Annotated in this window: 11 protein-coding genes; 10 read left to right on the top strand and 1 reads right to left on the bottom strand. The window is 66.8% G+C overall.

All coding sequences use genetic code 11. The features are described 5' to 3' along the window. Positions 1 to 184: 184 nt before the first annotated feature. The 10 genes from VPH43_RS08250 (at position 185) to VPH43_RS08205 (ending at position 12,767) form a co-directional block, all read left to right on the top strand. Entirely contained in the window at positions 185 to 934 is a 750-nt protein-coding gene (locus VPH43_RS08250) for an electron transfer flavoprotein subunit beta/FixA family protein (RefSeq protein ID WP_328577200.1), read from the top strand. Positions 935 to 936: 2 nt separating this feature from the next. Continuing rightward, complete coding sequence (locus VPH43_RS08245; RefSeq protein WP_328577199.1) at positions 937 to 1,869, top strand: electron transfer flavoprotein subunit alpha/FixB family protein; 933 nt, start codon at positions 937 to 939, stop codon at positions 1,867 to 1,869. A 57-nt stretch (positions 1,870 to 1,926) separates the two neighbouring features. Next, positions 1,927 to 3,717: an acyl-CoA dehydrogenase gene (locus VPH43_RS08240; RefSeq protein ID WP_328577198.1), complete on the top strand. Its 1,791-nt coding sequence runs from the start codon at positions 1,927 to 1,929 to the stop codon at positions 3,715 to 3,717. A gap of 86 nt (positions 3,718 to 3,803) precedes the next feature. Further along, positions 3,804 to 4,796 (top strand): NAD(P)H-dependent flavin oxidoreductase, encoded by a 993-nt coding sequence (locus VPH43_RS08235; protein WP_328577197.1) that lies wholly within the window; start codon positions 3,804 to 3,806, stop codon positions 4,794 to 4,796. 181 nt (positions 4,797 to 4,977) lie between these two features. After that, positions 4,978 to 7,836, top strand: coding sequence for a 2-oxoglutarate dehydrogenase E1 component (locus VPH43_RS08230; protein ID WP_328577196.1), 2,859 nt, complete (start codon positions 4,978 to 4,980; stop codon positions 7,834 to 7,836). A 111-nt stretch (positions 7,837 to 7,947) separates the two neighbouring features. Further along, positions 7,948 to 9,219 carry a 2-oxoglutarate dehydrogenase complex dihydrolipoyllysine-residue succinyltransferase gene (odhB, locus tag VPH43_RS08225; RefSeq protein ID WP_328577195.1) on the top strand — a complete coding sequence of 424 codons (1,272 nt, stop codon included), beginning with the start codon at positions 7,948 to 7,950 and terminating at the stop codon, positions 9,217 to 9,219. 17 nt (positions 9,220 to 9,236) lie between these two features. Continuing rightward, positions 9,237 to 9,557 carry a PspC domain-containing protein gene (locus VPH43_RS08220; protein ID WP_328577194.1) on the top strand — a complete coding sequence of 107 codons (321 nt, stop codon included), beginning with the start codon at positions 9,237 to 9,239 and terminating at the stop codon, positions 9,555 to 9,557. 48 nt (positions 9,558 to 9,605) lie between these two features. Beyond that, a complete protein-coding gene (lpdA, locus tag VPH43_RS08215) occupies positions 9,606 to 11,033 on the top strand; it encodes a dihydrolipoyl dehydrogenase (protein WP_328577193.1) in 1,428 nt (475 codons plus the stop codon). A gap of 2 nt (positions 11,034 to 11,035) precedes the next feature. Beyond that, complete coding sequence (gene zapE, locus VPH43_RS08210) at positions 11,036 to 12,133, top strand: cell division protein ZapE (protein ID WP_442909239.1); 1,098 nt, start codon at positions 11,036 to 11,038, stop codon at positions 12,131 to 12,133. Continuing rightward, positions 12,111 to 12,767, top strand: a complete 657-nt coding sequence (locus VPH43_RS08205; protein WP_328577192.1) for a hypothetical protein — start codon at positions 12,111 to 12,113, stop codon at positions 12,765 to 12,767. Before zapE ends, VPH43_RS08205 begins: the two co-directional genes overlap by 23 nt. A gap of 7 nt (positions 12,768 to 12,774) precedes the next feature. On the opposite strand, the gene VPH43_RS08200 is transcribed toward VPH43_RS08205, so the two are convergent. After that, entirely contained in the window at positions 12,775 to 13,542 is a 768-nt protein-coding gene (locus VPH43_RS08200) for a PP2C family protein-serine/threonine phosphatase (RefSeq protein ID WP_328577191.1), read from the bottom strand. Between the last annotated feature and the right edge of the window lie 78 nt (positions 13,543 to 13,620).

Here is a 13,620-nt window from a genome sequence, read left to right as displayed (position 1 = left end):
CGGGCAGTCTATCTGCTGGCTGTTCAACCGGCCTTGTCGCCTGCACGACAGGGCCGGTTGGGGAGACGCATCTAAAATAGCACGATCGTTCGTTTTATTGTGCTGCCTCGCGGCCGAGGACGTGCGCTCGCCCCTCTAGAATCCCACTTAACGTTTACGTCAATCAGTACAGGAGATAAGCGCAATGAAGGTTCTGGTACCCGTCAAGCGCGTCGTCGATTACAACGTGAAGGTCCGCGTGAAATCCGACGGCACGGGGGTGGACATCGCCAACGTGAAGATGAGCATGAACCCCTTCGACGAGATCGCCGTCGAAGAGGCCGTGCGCCTGAAGGAAAAGGGCGTGGTCACCGAGGTGATCGCCGTTTCCTGCGGCGTCACGCAGTGCCAGGAAACCCTGCGCACCGCCATGGCCATCGGCGCCGACCGCGCCATCCTGGTGGAAACCGCCGAAGAGCTGCAGCCGCTGGCGGTGGCCAAGATCCTCAAGGCGCTGATCGACAAGGAGCAGCCGCAGCTGGTGATCCTCGGCAAGCAGGCCATCGACGACGACTGCAACCAGACCGGCCAGATGCTGGCCGCACTCGCTGAGCTGCCGCAAGCCACTTTCGCCTCCAAGGTCGAGGTGGCCGATGGCTTCGCGAGCGTCACCCGTGAAGTGGACGGTGGCCTGGAGACCGTGAAGGTCAAGTTGCCGGCGGTGATCACCACCGACCTCCGCCTGAACGAGCCGCGCTACGTGACCTTGCCCAACATCATGAAGGCGAAGAAGAAGCCGCTGGAGACGATGAAGCCGGCCGACCTGGGCGTGGACGTCACGCCGCGCATCAAGACGCTGAAGGTCAGCGAGCCCCCGAAGCGCAGCGCCGGCATCAAGGTGCCCGATGTGGCCACGCTGGTCGCGAAGCTGAAGAACGAAGCCAAGGTGATCTGAACATGACCGCACTCGTCATTGCCGAACACGACAACGCGTCCATCAAGGGCGCCACCTTCAACACCGTGACCGCAGCCGCCGCTTGCGGTGGCGAAGTGCACGTCCTGGTGGCCGGCGCGAACGCCGCCGAGGCCGCCAAGCAGGCATCGCAGATCGCCGGCGTCAGCAAGGTGCTGCTGGCCGACTCGCCCGCGCTGGGCGAACAGCTGGCCGAGAACGTGGCGGCGCAGGTGCTGGCCGTTGCCGGCAGCTACAGCCACATCCTCTTTCCCGCCACCGCGCACGGCAAGAACGTGGCGCCGCGCGTCGCGGCCAAGCTCGACGTGGCGCAGATCAGCGAGATCAGCAAGGTGGACTCGCCCGACACCTTCGAGCGTCCGATCTACGCGGGCAACGCGATCGCCACGGTGCAAAGCACCGACAAGGTGAAAGTGATCACGGTGCGCGCCACCGGCTTCGATGCAGCCGCAGCCTCCGGCGGCTCCGCGGCTGTGGAGAACGTGAACGCCGTGGCCGACAGCGGCAGCTCCAGCTTCGTGGGCCGTGAGGTCACCAAGAGCGACCGCCCCGAGCTGACCGCCGCCAAGATCATCGTTTCCGGCGGCCGCGCACTCGGCTCCAGCGACAAGTTCAATGAAGTGCTCACGCCGCTGGCCGACAAGCTGGGCGCTGCGCTCGGCGCCAGCCGAGCCGCCGTGGACGCCGGTTATGCGCCCAACGACTGGCAGGTCGGCCAGACCGGCAAGATCGTCGCGCCGCAGCTGTACATCGCGGCCGGCATCTCGGGCGCCATCCAGCACCTGGCCGGCATGAAGGATTCCAAGGTGATCGTCGCGATCAACAAGGATCCCGAAGCGCCGATCTTCAGCGTGGCTGACTATGGCCTGGAAGCCGACCTGTTCGCGGCCGTGCCCGAGCTCGTGAACGCCCTGTAATTGACAGGACAGCGGGCGCCCGGCGGGCGCCCTTTTCTTTGGATCCGGAGACAGACCATGAGCTACCGCGCCCCCGTGAAGGACATGCTGTTCGGCATGAAGGAGCTGGCCAACATCGACGCCCTGACGAAGCTTCCCGGCTTCGAGGAGGCCGGCGTCGACACGGCACAGGCGGTGCTGGAGGAGTGCGCGCGCTTCAACGAAGGCGTAGTGGCGCCGCTGAACTTCGAAGGCGACAAGAACCCGTCGTCGTGGAAGGACGGCGAGGTCACCACGACGCCTGGTTTCAAGGACGCGTTCCGCCAGTTCGGCGAAGGCGGCTGGCAGGGCCTGCAGCATCCGGGCGAGTTCGGTGGGCAGGGCCTGCCCAAGACGATCGGCGCGGCCTGCATCGAGATGATCAACAGCGCGAACCTGAGCTTCGCCCTGTGCCCGCTGCTGACCGATGGCGCGATCGAGGCGCTGCTCACCGCCGGCAGCGACGAACTGCGCACGATCTACATCCCGAAGATGATCTCCGGCGAGTGGACCGGCACCATGAACCTCACCGAGCCGCAGGCCGGCTCGGACCTGTCGCTGGTGCGCACGCGCGCCGAGCCGCAACCCGATGGCACGTACAAGCTCTTCGGCACCAAGATCTTCATCACCTACGGTGAGCACGACATGGCGGGCAACATCGTCCACCTCGTGCTGGCGCGCGTGACGGGCGCACCGGAAGGCGTGAAGGGCATCTCGCTGTTCGTGGTGCCCAAGTTCATGGTCAATGCGGACGGCTCTTTGGGCGCGCGCAACGACGTGCACTGCGTGAGCATCGAGCACAAGATGGGCATCAAGGCCAGCCCGACCGCGGTGCTGCAGTTCGGCGATCACGGTGGGGCCGTGGGTTACCTCGTGGGCCAGGAGAACCGAGGCCTGGAGTACATGTTCATCATGATGAACGCGGCCCGCTACGCGGTGGGCATGCAGGGCATCGCGGTGGCCGAGCGGGCCTACCAGAAGGCGGTGGCCTATGCGCGCGACCGTGTGCAGTCGCGCCCGGTCGATGGCTCGATGAACACGGCCGCGCCCATCATCCATCACCCTGACGTGAAGCGCATGCTGATGACCATGCGTGCCTTCACCGAAGGCTGTCGTGCGATGGCGCTGGTGGCCGCTTCCGCCTACGACGCGGCGCATGCGCACCCGGACGAACAGGTGCGCAGGCAGAACCAGGCCTTTTATGAATTCATGGTGCCGCTGGTCAAGGGCTTCAGCACCGAGATGAGCCTGGAAGTCACCAGCCTGGGCGTGCAGGTGCACGGCGGCATGGGCTTCATCGAGGAGACCGGGGCGGCGCAGTACTACCGCGACGCCAAGATCCTGACGATCTACGAAGGCACGACGGCCATCCAGGCCAACGATCTGGTGGGCCGCAAGACCGCGCGTGACGGTGGCCAAACCGCGATGGCGATCGCAAGCCAGATCGAGGCCACCGAAGCGCAACTCGCAAAGCGCGACAGCGTCGCCTGCCGCGCGATGCTGAAGCGCCTGGCCGCTGCCCGCCAGGCTTTCCAGCAGACGGTGGATTTCGTCGCCGGCCGCACCAAGGCGCATCCCAACGAGGTGTTTGCCGGCTCGGTGCCGTATCTCATGCTGGCGGGCAACGTGGTGGCCGGCTGGCAGATGGCACGTTCGTTGATGGTGGCGGAAGACCGCCTGGCTGAAGGCAGCGACACCGAGTTCATGAAGGCCAAGATCGCCACCGCGCGCTTCTACGGCGACCACATCCTCAGCCGCGTGCCCGGCCAGCGCGACAGCATTGTCGAAGGCGCCGCCGGCGTCACCGAGATGGCGCTGGACGCCTTCTGAGCCAGCGCAGCCGCTGTCGCTTGTGTGATAGAGCGCGGCCGGAGCGCCGCGCACACTGATCCTGCCTTTGCCCCGAGGAGTCGCCTGTGAGCGTGCCTGCCGTCCTGTCCAAGCTCAGCCTGCCGGTCATCGGCTCGCCGCTGTTCATCATCAGCAACCCCAAGCTCGTGATCGAGCAGTGCAAGGCCGGTATCGTGGGCTCCATGCCCGCGCTCAACGCGCGCCCGGCATCGCAGCTGGAGGACTGGCTGGCGGAGATCACCGAAACGCTGGCCGCGCATGACAGGGCCCACCCCGACCGGCCGGCCGCGCCCTTTGCGATCAACCAGATCGTGCACAAGAGCAACGACCGGCTGGAGCACGACATGGCGCTGTGCGCCAAGTACAAGGTGCCGCTGGTCATCACCTCGCTGGGCGCGCGCACCGACGTGAACGAGGCGGTGCACAGCTGGGGCGGCATCGTGCTGCACGACATCATCAACGACCGCTTCGCGCGCAAGGCGATCGAGAAGGGCGCCGACGGTCTGATCGCGGTGGCCGCCGGCGCCGGTGGCCATGCCGGCACGACCAGCCCCTTTGCGCTGGTGCAGGAAATCCGCCGCTGGTTCGACGGCCCGCTGGCGCTCAGTGGCTCCATCGCCACCGGCGGCGCGGTGCTGGCGGCACAGGCCATGGGCGCCGACTTCGCCTACATCGGCTCGGCCTTCATCGCCACCGACGAAGCCCGCGCGCCGGACAACTACAAGCAGATGATCGTCGAGAGCGCCAGTGCCGACATCGTCTACTCCAGCCTGTTCACCGGCGTGCACGGCAACTACCTGCGTGGTTCCATCGTCAACGCGGGGCTCGACCCGGACAAGCTGCCCGAAAGCGACCCCAGCGCGATGAACTTCGGCGGCGGGGACAGCGCCAAGAAGGCCTGGAAGGATATCTGGGGCTGCGGCCAAGGCATCGGCACCATCGACCAGGTGGTCCCCGCGGCCCAACTGGTGGCTCGCCTGCGGCGCGAATACACCGCTGCTCGCAAGCGCCTGGGCGTGATGCCATCCTCGCCGGCGCTGTCTTTGGAACTGCAGTAAAACCAACCACCGGAACATCGGTGTTACAGTGCCGCCCGTGACTTAAGACTCTGGTCCTTCCCGTCCCCTTGACTGTGCTGACAGCAAGGCGGGTCGCAATCCGCCAACCGGTAGAGCCGGGCCGCGGAAGGTTCTACAACCCATCGAAGCCCTGGAAACCGGGGTGAAAGGTGAGCGAAAGATGATGCAGCAATACAGGTCGAACTCGTACCTGTTCGGGGGCAATGCTCCCTACGTCGAGGAACTCTACGAGGCCTACCTCGACAACCCCGGGTCGGTGCCTGACAACTGGCGCGCCTACTTCGACGCCCTGCAAAACGTGCCGGCGGTCGACGGCTCGGAAGCACGCGACGTGCCGCATGCCCCGGTGGTCGAATCCTTCGCCCAGCGTGCCAAGGCCAATGCCTTCCAGGTCAAGACCAGCAGCACCGAACTCTCGGTCGCGCGCAAGCAGGTCCATGTCCAGTCGTTGATCGCCGCCTACCGGTCGCTGGGCGCCCGCTGGGCCGACCTCGATCCGCTCAAGCGCACCGAGCGCCCCAAGATTCCCGAACTGGAGCCGGCGTTCTATGACCTGTCCGAAGCGGACATGGACATCACGTTCAGCGCCACCAACACCTACTTCACCAAGGCCGAGCACCAGACCCTGCGCGAGATCCTGCAGGCGCTGCGCGAAACCTATTGCGGCTCCATCGGTGCGGAGTTCATGCACATCACCGAGCCGGTGGAAAAGCGCTGGTGGCAGGAGCGGCTGGAAAGCATCCGCAGCAAGCCGACCTTCACCGCGGAGAAGAAGAAGCACATCCTCGACCGCCTGACCGCGGCCGAGGGCCTGGAGCGCTACCTGCATACCAAGTACGTCGGCCAGAAGCGCTTTTCGCTCGAAGGCGGCGAAAGTTTCATCGCCTCGATGGACGAGCTGGTGCAGCGCGGCGGCGAGAAGGGCGTGCAGGAGTTCGTGATCGGCATGGCCCACCGCGGCCGCCTCAACGTGCTGGTGAACACGCTGGGCAAGGCGCCCGCGAACCTGTTCTCCGAGTTCGACCACACCGCCAAGGAAGATCTGCCCGCCGGTGACGTGAAGTACCACCAGGGCTTTTCCAGCGATGTGTCCACCCCGGGCGGCCCGGTGCACCTGAGCCTGGCGTTCAACCCCTCGCACCTGGAGATCGTGAACCCGGTGGTCGAGGGCAGCGTCAAGGCGCGCATGGACCGCCGTGGCGACAAGGAAGGCGACCAGGTGCTGGCCGTGCTGGTGCATGGCGATGCGGCCTTTGCAGGCCAGGGCGTGGTGATGGAAACGCTGGCGCTGGCGCAGACGCGTGGCTACTACACCGGCGGAACCGTGCACCTGGTGATCAACAACCAGATCGGCTTCACCACCAGCGATCCGCGCGATTCGCGCTCCACGCTGTATTGCACCGACGTCGTTAAGATGATCGAGGCCCCGGTGCTGCACGTGAACGGCGACGACCCGGAGGCCGTGGTGCTGGCCACGCAGCTGGCAATGGACTACCGCCAGGAATTCAACAAGGACGTGGTCGTCGACATCATCTGCTTCCGCAAGCTGGGCCACAACGAGCAGGACACGCCCAGCCTGACGCAGCCGCTGATGTACAAGAAGATCGCGCAGCACCCCGGCACGCGCAAGCTGTACGCGGACAAGCTGGTCACCCAGGGCGTGCTGCCCGCCGACGGGCCGGACGAGATGGTCAAGGCCTTCCGCGCCGCCATGGACGCCGGCAAGCACACCGTCGACCCGGTGCTCACCAACTACAAGAGCAAGTACGCCGTCGACTGGACGCCCTTCCTCGGCAAGAAGTGGACCGACGCGGCCGACACCGCGCTGCCGCTGGCCGAGATCAAGCGCCTGGCCGAGCGCATCACCACCATCCCCAGCAGCTTCAAGCTGCACCCGCTGGTCGAAAAGGTGATCGCCGACCGCGCCGCCATGGGCCGTGGCGAGATCAACATCGACTGGGGCATGGGTGAGCACCTGGCGTATGCCTCCCTGGTGGCCAGCGGCTACCCGGTGCGCCTGTCGGGCGAGGACGTGGGCCGCGGCACCTTCGTGCACCGCCACGCCGTGCTGCACGACCAGAACCGCGAGAAGTGGGACGAGGGCACCTACATCCCGTTGCAGAACGTGGCCGACAACCAGGCGCCGTTCGTGGTGATCGACTCCATCCTCTCCGAGGAGGCGGTGCTCGGCTTCGAGTACGGCTATGCGTCGGCCGACCCGAACACGCTGACCATCTGGGAAGCGCAGTTCGGCGACTTCGCCAACGGCGCGCAGGTGGTCATCGACCAGTTCATCGCGTCCGGCGAAGTGAAGTGGGGCCGCGTCAACGGCCTGACGCTGATGCTGCCGCACGGCTACGAGGGCCAGGGCCCCGAGCACTCGTCGGCGCGCCTGGAGCGCTTCATGCAGCTGGCAGCGGACAACAACATGCAGGTGGTGCAGCCCACCACCGCCAGCCAGATCTTCCACCTGCTGCGCCGGCAGATGGTGCGCATGTTCCGCAAGCCGTTGGTCATCATGACGCCGAAGTCGCTGCTGCGGAACAAGGACGCCACCTCGCCGCTGGCCGAGTTCACCAAGGGCGAGTTCAAGACGGTGATCCCGGAGACCAATGCGGAGATCGACGCCGCCAAGGTCAAGCGGGTGATCGCGTGCTCGGGCAAGGTGTACTACGACCTGGTGAAGCGCCGCGACGAGAAGAAGAGCAACGACGTGGCCATCATCCGCGTCGAGCAGCTCTATCCCTTCCCGCACAAGGCGTTCGCGGCCGAGGTCAAGCGCTATCCGAACGCCACCGAGATCGTGTGGTGCCAGGACGAGCCCCAGAACCAGGGGGCCTGGTTCTTCGTGCAGCACTACATCCACGAGAACATGCTCGAGGGGCAGAAGCTGGGTTACGCCGGCCGGCCCGCCTCGGCATCGCCGGCCGTGGGGTATGCACACCTGCACCAGGAGCAGCAGAAGGCGCTGCTCGACCAGGCCTACGGCAAGCTCAAGGGCTTCGTCCTCAGCAAATAACGCTTCGCCGGTGACCACGGGCGCTGCGCGCCGTGGTCACCCTGCGTGCGCTTACCGCCTGCGGCGGCGAGCGCTTCAGCGCGGCGCCACACGAACAAAGAGAGTTTTGAAATGGCAATCGTAGAAGTCAAAGTCCCGCAGCTGTCCGAATCGGTGGCCGAAGCCACCCTGCTGCAGTGGAAGAAGAAGCCCGGCGACGCCGTGGCGATCGACGAGATCCTGATCGAGATCGAGACCGACAAGGTCGTGCTCGAAGTGCCGGCGCCGTCCGCCGGCGTGTTGGCGGAGATCGTTCAGGCCGACGGTGCCACGGTGACCAGTGACCAGGTCATCGCCAAGATCGACAGCGAGGGCAAGGGCGCTGCAGCGGCGCCTGTCGCGGCACCCGCTGCGGCGCCGGCTGCAGCAGCCCCCGCGGCAGCGGCAGCGCCGGCCGCCGCCGGCTCGAAGTCGGACGTCGCCATGCCCGCCGCGGCCAAGCTGATGGCGGACAACAGCCTGAGCGCTGGCCAGGTGAGCGGCACCGGCAAGGACGGCCGCATCACCAAGGGCGACGTGCTGGGTGCGCTGGAAGGCGGCGGCAAGCCGGCACTGGCCGCCGCGCCGGTGGCGGTGCCGCAAGCACCTGCTGTTGCCAAGCCGCTGCCGCCCGTCGCCGCGCCCGTCGCGGCCAACCTGGGTGACCGCCCGGAGCAGCGCGTGCCCATGAGCCGCCTGCGCGCCCGCATCGCCGAGCGCCTGCTGCAATCACAAGCCACCAACGCCATCCTGACCACCTTCAACGAGGTGAACATGGCGCCGCTGATGGAAATGCGCAAGAAGTTCCAGGAGAAGTTCGAGAAGGAACACGGCGTGAAGCTGGGTTTCATGAGCTTCTTCGTCAAGGCAGCGGTGGCCGCGCTCAAGAAGTACCCGGTGCTCAACGCCAGCGTGGACGGCAACGACATCGTCTACCACGGCTACTTCGACATCGGCATCGCGGTGGGTTCGCCGCGCGGGCTGGTGGTGCCGGTGCTGCGCAACTGCGACCAGATGAGCTTCGCCGACATCGAGAAGAAGATCGCCGAGTACGGCGCGAAGGCCAAGGACGGCAAGCTCTCGATCGAAGAGCTGTCCGGCGGCACCTTCTCCATCTCCAACGGCGGCGTGTTCGGCTCCATGCTCTCCACGCCCATCATCAACCCGCCGCAGTCGGCCATCCTGGGCGTGCATGCCACCAAGGACCGCGCGGTGGTGGAGAACGGGCAGGTCGTGGTGCGCCCGATCAATTACCTGGCGATGAGCTATGACCACCGCATCATCGACGGCCGCGAAGCCGTGCTGGGCCTGGTGGCGATGAAGGAAGCGCTGGAAGACCCGGCGCGCCTGCTGTTCGACATCTGACGCCCCGGGAGGCAGCCATGGCCTTGAGCGACGAACTCGGCAAGCTTGACGAACTGCGCCAGCGCGGCGCGTTGACCGACGACGAGTTCGCACGCGCCAAGGCCCGGCTGCTGGACGCACCCCTCCCCGGCACCTCGCCGGCACCCGCGCTTGCAGGCGTGAACGCGCTGCGCCGCAGCCGCACCGACCAATGGCTGGGCGGTGTTTGCGGCGGCATCGCGCGCGCCACCGGCGCGGAGTCGTGGGTGTGGCGCCTGGTCTTCGCGCTGCTCTTCCTGTTCGGCGGCGTCGGCCTGCTGGCCTATGTGCTGCTGTGGATCTTCGTGCCGAGTGAATGACAGCCGGGTGCGGCCCCTGTCGCACTCCACCATCTGCGAAAGTTTCTCATGAGCAAATCCTTCGACGTCGTCGTGATCGGCGGCGGCCCCGGCGGCTACATCGCCGCCATCCGCGCGGCCCAACTGGGCTTCAACACCGCCTGCATCGACGAGTGGAAAAACAGCAAGGGCGGCCCCGCACCCGGCGGCACCTGCACCAACGTCGGCTGCATCCCATCCAAGGCGCTGCTGCAGTCGTCCGAACACGTGGAGCAGGCGCAGCACCACTTCGCCGACCACGGCATCAACCTGTCCGGTGTGCAGGTGGACCTGGCCAAGATGCTGGCCCGCAAGGACACCGTCGTGAAGCAGAACAACGACGGCATCCTCTATCTCTTCAAGAAGAACAAGGTGACGTTCTTCCACGGCCGCGGCTCGTTTGCAGCGGCCAAGGACGGCGCCTACGAGATCAGGGTGGCGGGTGCGGCGGAAGAAACGATCACCGCCAAGCACGTGATCCTGGCCACCGGCTCCAACCCGCGGGCGCTGCCGGGCGCGGCCTTCGATGAAGAGCGCATCCTGTCCAACGACGGTGCCTTGCGCATCGGTGGCGTGCCCAAGAAGCTGGGGGTCATCGGCTCCGGTGTCATCGGCCTCGAAATGGGCTCGGTGTGGCGCCGCCTGGGCGCCGAGGTGGTGGTGCTGGAAGCGCTGCCCACCTTCCTGGGTGCGGTGGACGAGCAGATCGCCAAGGAGGCGGCACGCGCCTTCAAGAAGCAGGGCCTGAAGATCGAGCTCGGCGTGAAGATCGCCGAGGTCAAGGCCAACGCCGACGGCGTGGCGGTCAGCTACACCGACAGCAACGGCGGTGCACAGATCCTGGAGTGCGACCGCCTGATCGTGTCCATCGGCCGCGTGCCCAACACCATCGGCCTGAACGGTGAAGCGGTGGGCCTGAAGCTCGACGACCGCGGCGCCATCGCGGTGGACGACGACTGCAGGACCAACCTGCCCAACGTGTGGGCGGTGGGCGACGTGGTGCGCGGCCCCATGCTCGCGCACAAGGCGGAGGAAGAGGGTGTTGCCGTGGCCGAGCGCATCGCCGGCCAGCATGGGCACGTCAACTTCAACACCATCCCCTGGGTGATCTACACCAGCCCGGAGATCGCCTGGGTGGGCCAGACCGAGCAGCAGCTCAAGGCCGCCGGCCGCGCCTACAAGGCCGGCACCTTCCCGTTCAGCGCCAACGGCCGCGCCCGCGCGCTGGGTGACACCACCGGCATGGTGAAGTTCCTGGCCGACGCCAAGACCGACGAGATCCTGGGTGTTCACATCGTGGGGCCCTATGCCAGCGAGCTGATCTCCGAGGCGGTGGTGGCGATGGAGTTCAAGGCCAGCGCCGAGGACATCGCCCGCATCTGCCATGCGCACCCGAGCCTCAGCGAAGCCACCAAGGAAGCGGCCCTGGCGGTCGACAAGCGCACGCTCAACTTCTGATCGTGCCAGTCCGCCAGCTCTACGCGCAGACGCTCCAGGAGCGCGGCTACCAGAGCGACCCGGCCCAGTTGCGGGCCGTGGACGCGCTGGAGCGCTGCGAGAACGAATGGGCGGACTACAAGGCCCGGCGCAGCAACCCGCTCACCAAGCTGCTGCGCCACCCACCGATACCCCGCGGCGTGTACATGCACGGCGGGGTGGGGCGGGGCAAGAGCTTCCTGATGGACTGCTTCTTCCAGGCCGTGCCGCTCACGCGCAAGACGCGCCTGCATTTCCACGAATTCATGCGCGAGGTGCACCGCGAGCTGCAGGAGCTCAAGGGCACGGTGAACCCGCTGGACGAACTCGGCAAGCGCATCGCCCGGCGCTACCGGCTGATCTGCTTCGACGAATTCCACGTGGCCGACGTCACCGACGCGATGATCCTGCATCGCCTGCTGGAGGCGCTGTTTGCCAACCGGGTGAGCATCGTGACCACGTCGAACTTCCATCCGGACGAGCTGTACCCCAACGGGCTGCATCGCGACCGCATCCTGCCGGCCATCGCGCTGCTGAAGGACAAGCTCGAAGTGATCAGCGTGGACAACGGCACCGACTACCGCCAGCGCACCTTGCAGCAGGTTCAGCTGTACCACACCCCGTTGGGTGCCGAGGCCGACGCCGCCATGACGCAGGCCTTCGAGCGCCTGGCCGAAGCACGTGACGAGGACCGGCTGCTGCACATCGAGCACCGGGAGCTGCGGGCGCAGCGGCGCGCCGGCGGCGTGGTGTGGTTCGACTTCAAGACGCTGTGCGGCGGGCCGCGCTCGCAGAACGACTACCTGGAGCTGGCCACCCAGTTCCATACCGTGCTGCTGTCCGACGTGCCGCAGATGTCTCCACGCCTGGCGTCGGAGGCCCGGCGTTTCACCTGGCTCGTGGACGTGTTGTACGACCGGCGCGTCAAGCTCATCATGTCGGCGGCGGTGCCGGCGGAACAGTTGTATACCGAAGGCCCGCTGGCGCACGAATTCCCGCGTACCGTGTCCCGGCTGCACGAGATGCAGTCAGCCGAGTTCCTGGCCTTGTCCCGCCGCGATGTCGATACCTCTCTCACCTGACGCCCCGCTGCGCGCTGTCGCTGCGCTGCTGCTCGCCGCTTGGACTGCCAATGCGCCCGCGGCCGACGCGCTCGACCAGCGTACCGAGCGCGAGCGCGTGGCGAATGAGCGGCAGCGGGTGGAATCTCAGTATGCGGCGCAGGTCCGGCAATGCGAGTCGCAGTTCATCATCACCTCCTGCATTGAGCAGGCGCGTGCCGATCGGCGCTTGGCGCTGGAGCACCTGGCACAGCAGCAGTCGGTGCTGGACGAGGCGCTGCGTAAGCAACGCGCCGCTGCACAACTCGAGCGCCTGCAGGAGAAACAACGCGAGGCCGCCCTGAAACGCGCGGCGCCGGCCCAGCCGCGTGTCGTGCAGCGCCAGGCGGCGGTTGCCTCGGCGGCGTCTGCGGCTGAGGCTCGTGTGGCGTCGGCGCCCGCCGTGGCGCGACACGAAGAGCCTGGTGCGGCGCATCCGCCAGCTCTTTCGGCCGCGGAACGCGAGCGCAATGAGGCGGCGTATCGGCAGCGGCAGAAGGAGGCCGCTGCGCATCGTGAGGAGCTGGCGCGCCGCAATGCCGCACGGGCGCAGGTGCACAAGCCGGCAGCCTCACTGCCCATCCCGGCCGCCGTGGCAGCCAGCGCCGCCCGCTGACAACCCCTCAGCGCAACGGTTCGACCCGCACCAGGGCCAGCGACAGGTTGTCGCCGCCCCCGCGGGCGCGCTGGCGCGCCTTGCCCACCAGCATCTCGCTCGCTTCACGCGGCGGCAGCGCCTGCACGATGGCACCCAGCTCCTTGGGGGTGAAGTAGTGCCACAGGCCGTCGCTGCAGGCGAGCAGGGTGTCGCCCACCTGCAGCGGCCCGATGCGGCTGAGGGTGACGGGCGGATCCTGGTGGGTGCCCAGGCAGCCGGTGAGCAGGTTGGACTGCGGATGGGTGTTGGCCTCTTCCTCGGTGATCTTGCCTTCTTCGATGAGGCGCTGCACGTAGGAGTGGTCGATGGTGCGGCTGACCATCTCCGCGCCGCGGAAGTGGTACACGCGTGAATCACCGGCGTGCACCACCTCGCACTCGAGCGTCGGGCCGATCATGAAGCCGGCGATGGTGCTGTGCGGCTCTTCTTCCGCGGTGATGGCGGTGAGCTTGATCATCAGGTGCGCCTCCATCACCAGCTGGCGCAAGGTGTCGGTGGGATCGTCCTTTTCCGGCACGTAGCGTTCGAAGATCTGCTGTGCAGTGAGGATCACCTGGTCGGCGGCCTTGCGGCCGCCGCTCTTGCCGCCCATGCCGTCGGCCACGATGGCCAGCGCGCAGCCCGTGACCCGCGGGTGCACGAGGATCTCGACCTGGTCTTGCTGGTAACCGCGGTCGCCGCGATGCAGTGCGGTGGCCGCGGCGAGGCGGTGGCCATGGGGGCTTGGGCTCATGGCGGCAATATAAACTCTCCGCCTGTCCCCTCAGCGCAGTCTTGCCGTGACGGACATGCGTTTTTGCTCGTGGACACG

Source organism: Ideonella sp. BN130291, from assembly GCF_036231905.1.
GTDB lineage: Bacteria > Pseudomonadota > Gammaproteobacteria > Burkholderiales > Burkholderiaceae_C > CAMLIZ01.
This window is presented reverse-complemented; position numbering and strand designations above follow the sequence as displayed.

Coding starts and splice junctions, on each gene's coding strand:
- lpdA (WP_328577193.1), top strand. CDS start 9,606: ATGAGCAAATCCTTCGACGTCGTCGTGATCGGCGGCGGCCCCGGCGGC.
- odhB (WP_328577195.1), top strand. CDS start 7,948: ATGGCAATCGTAGAAGTCAAAGTCCCGCAGCTGTCCGAATCGGTGGCC.
- VPH43_RS08240 (WP_328577198.1), top strand. CDS start 1,927: ATGAGCTACCGCGCCCCCGTGAAGGACATGCTGTTCGGCATGAAGGAG.
- VPH43_RS08250 (WP_328577200.1), top strand. CDS start 185: ATGAAGGTTCTGGTACCCGTCAAGCGCGTCGTCGATTACAACGTGAAG.
- VPH43_RS08230 (WP_328577196.1), top strand. CDS start 4,978: ATGATGCAGCAATACAGGTCGAACTCGTACCTGTTCGGGGGCAATGCT.
- VPH43_RS08200 (WP_328577191.1), bottom strand. CDS start 13,542: ATGAGCCCAAGCCCCCATGGCCACCGCCTCGCCGCGGCCACCGCACTG.
- VPH43_RS08220 (WP_328577194.1), top strand. CDS start 9,237: ATGGCCTTGAGCGACGAACTCGGCAAGCTTGACGAACTGCGCCAGCGC.
- VPH43_RS08205 (WP_328577192.1), top strand. CDS start 12,111: ATGTCGATACCTCTCTCACCTGACGCCCCGCTGCGCGCTGTCGCTGCG.
- VPH43_RS08245 (WP_328577199.1), top strand. CDS start 937: ATGACCGCACTCGTCATTGCCGAACACGACAACGCGTCCATCAAGGGC.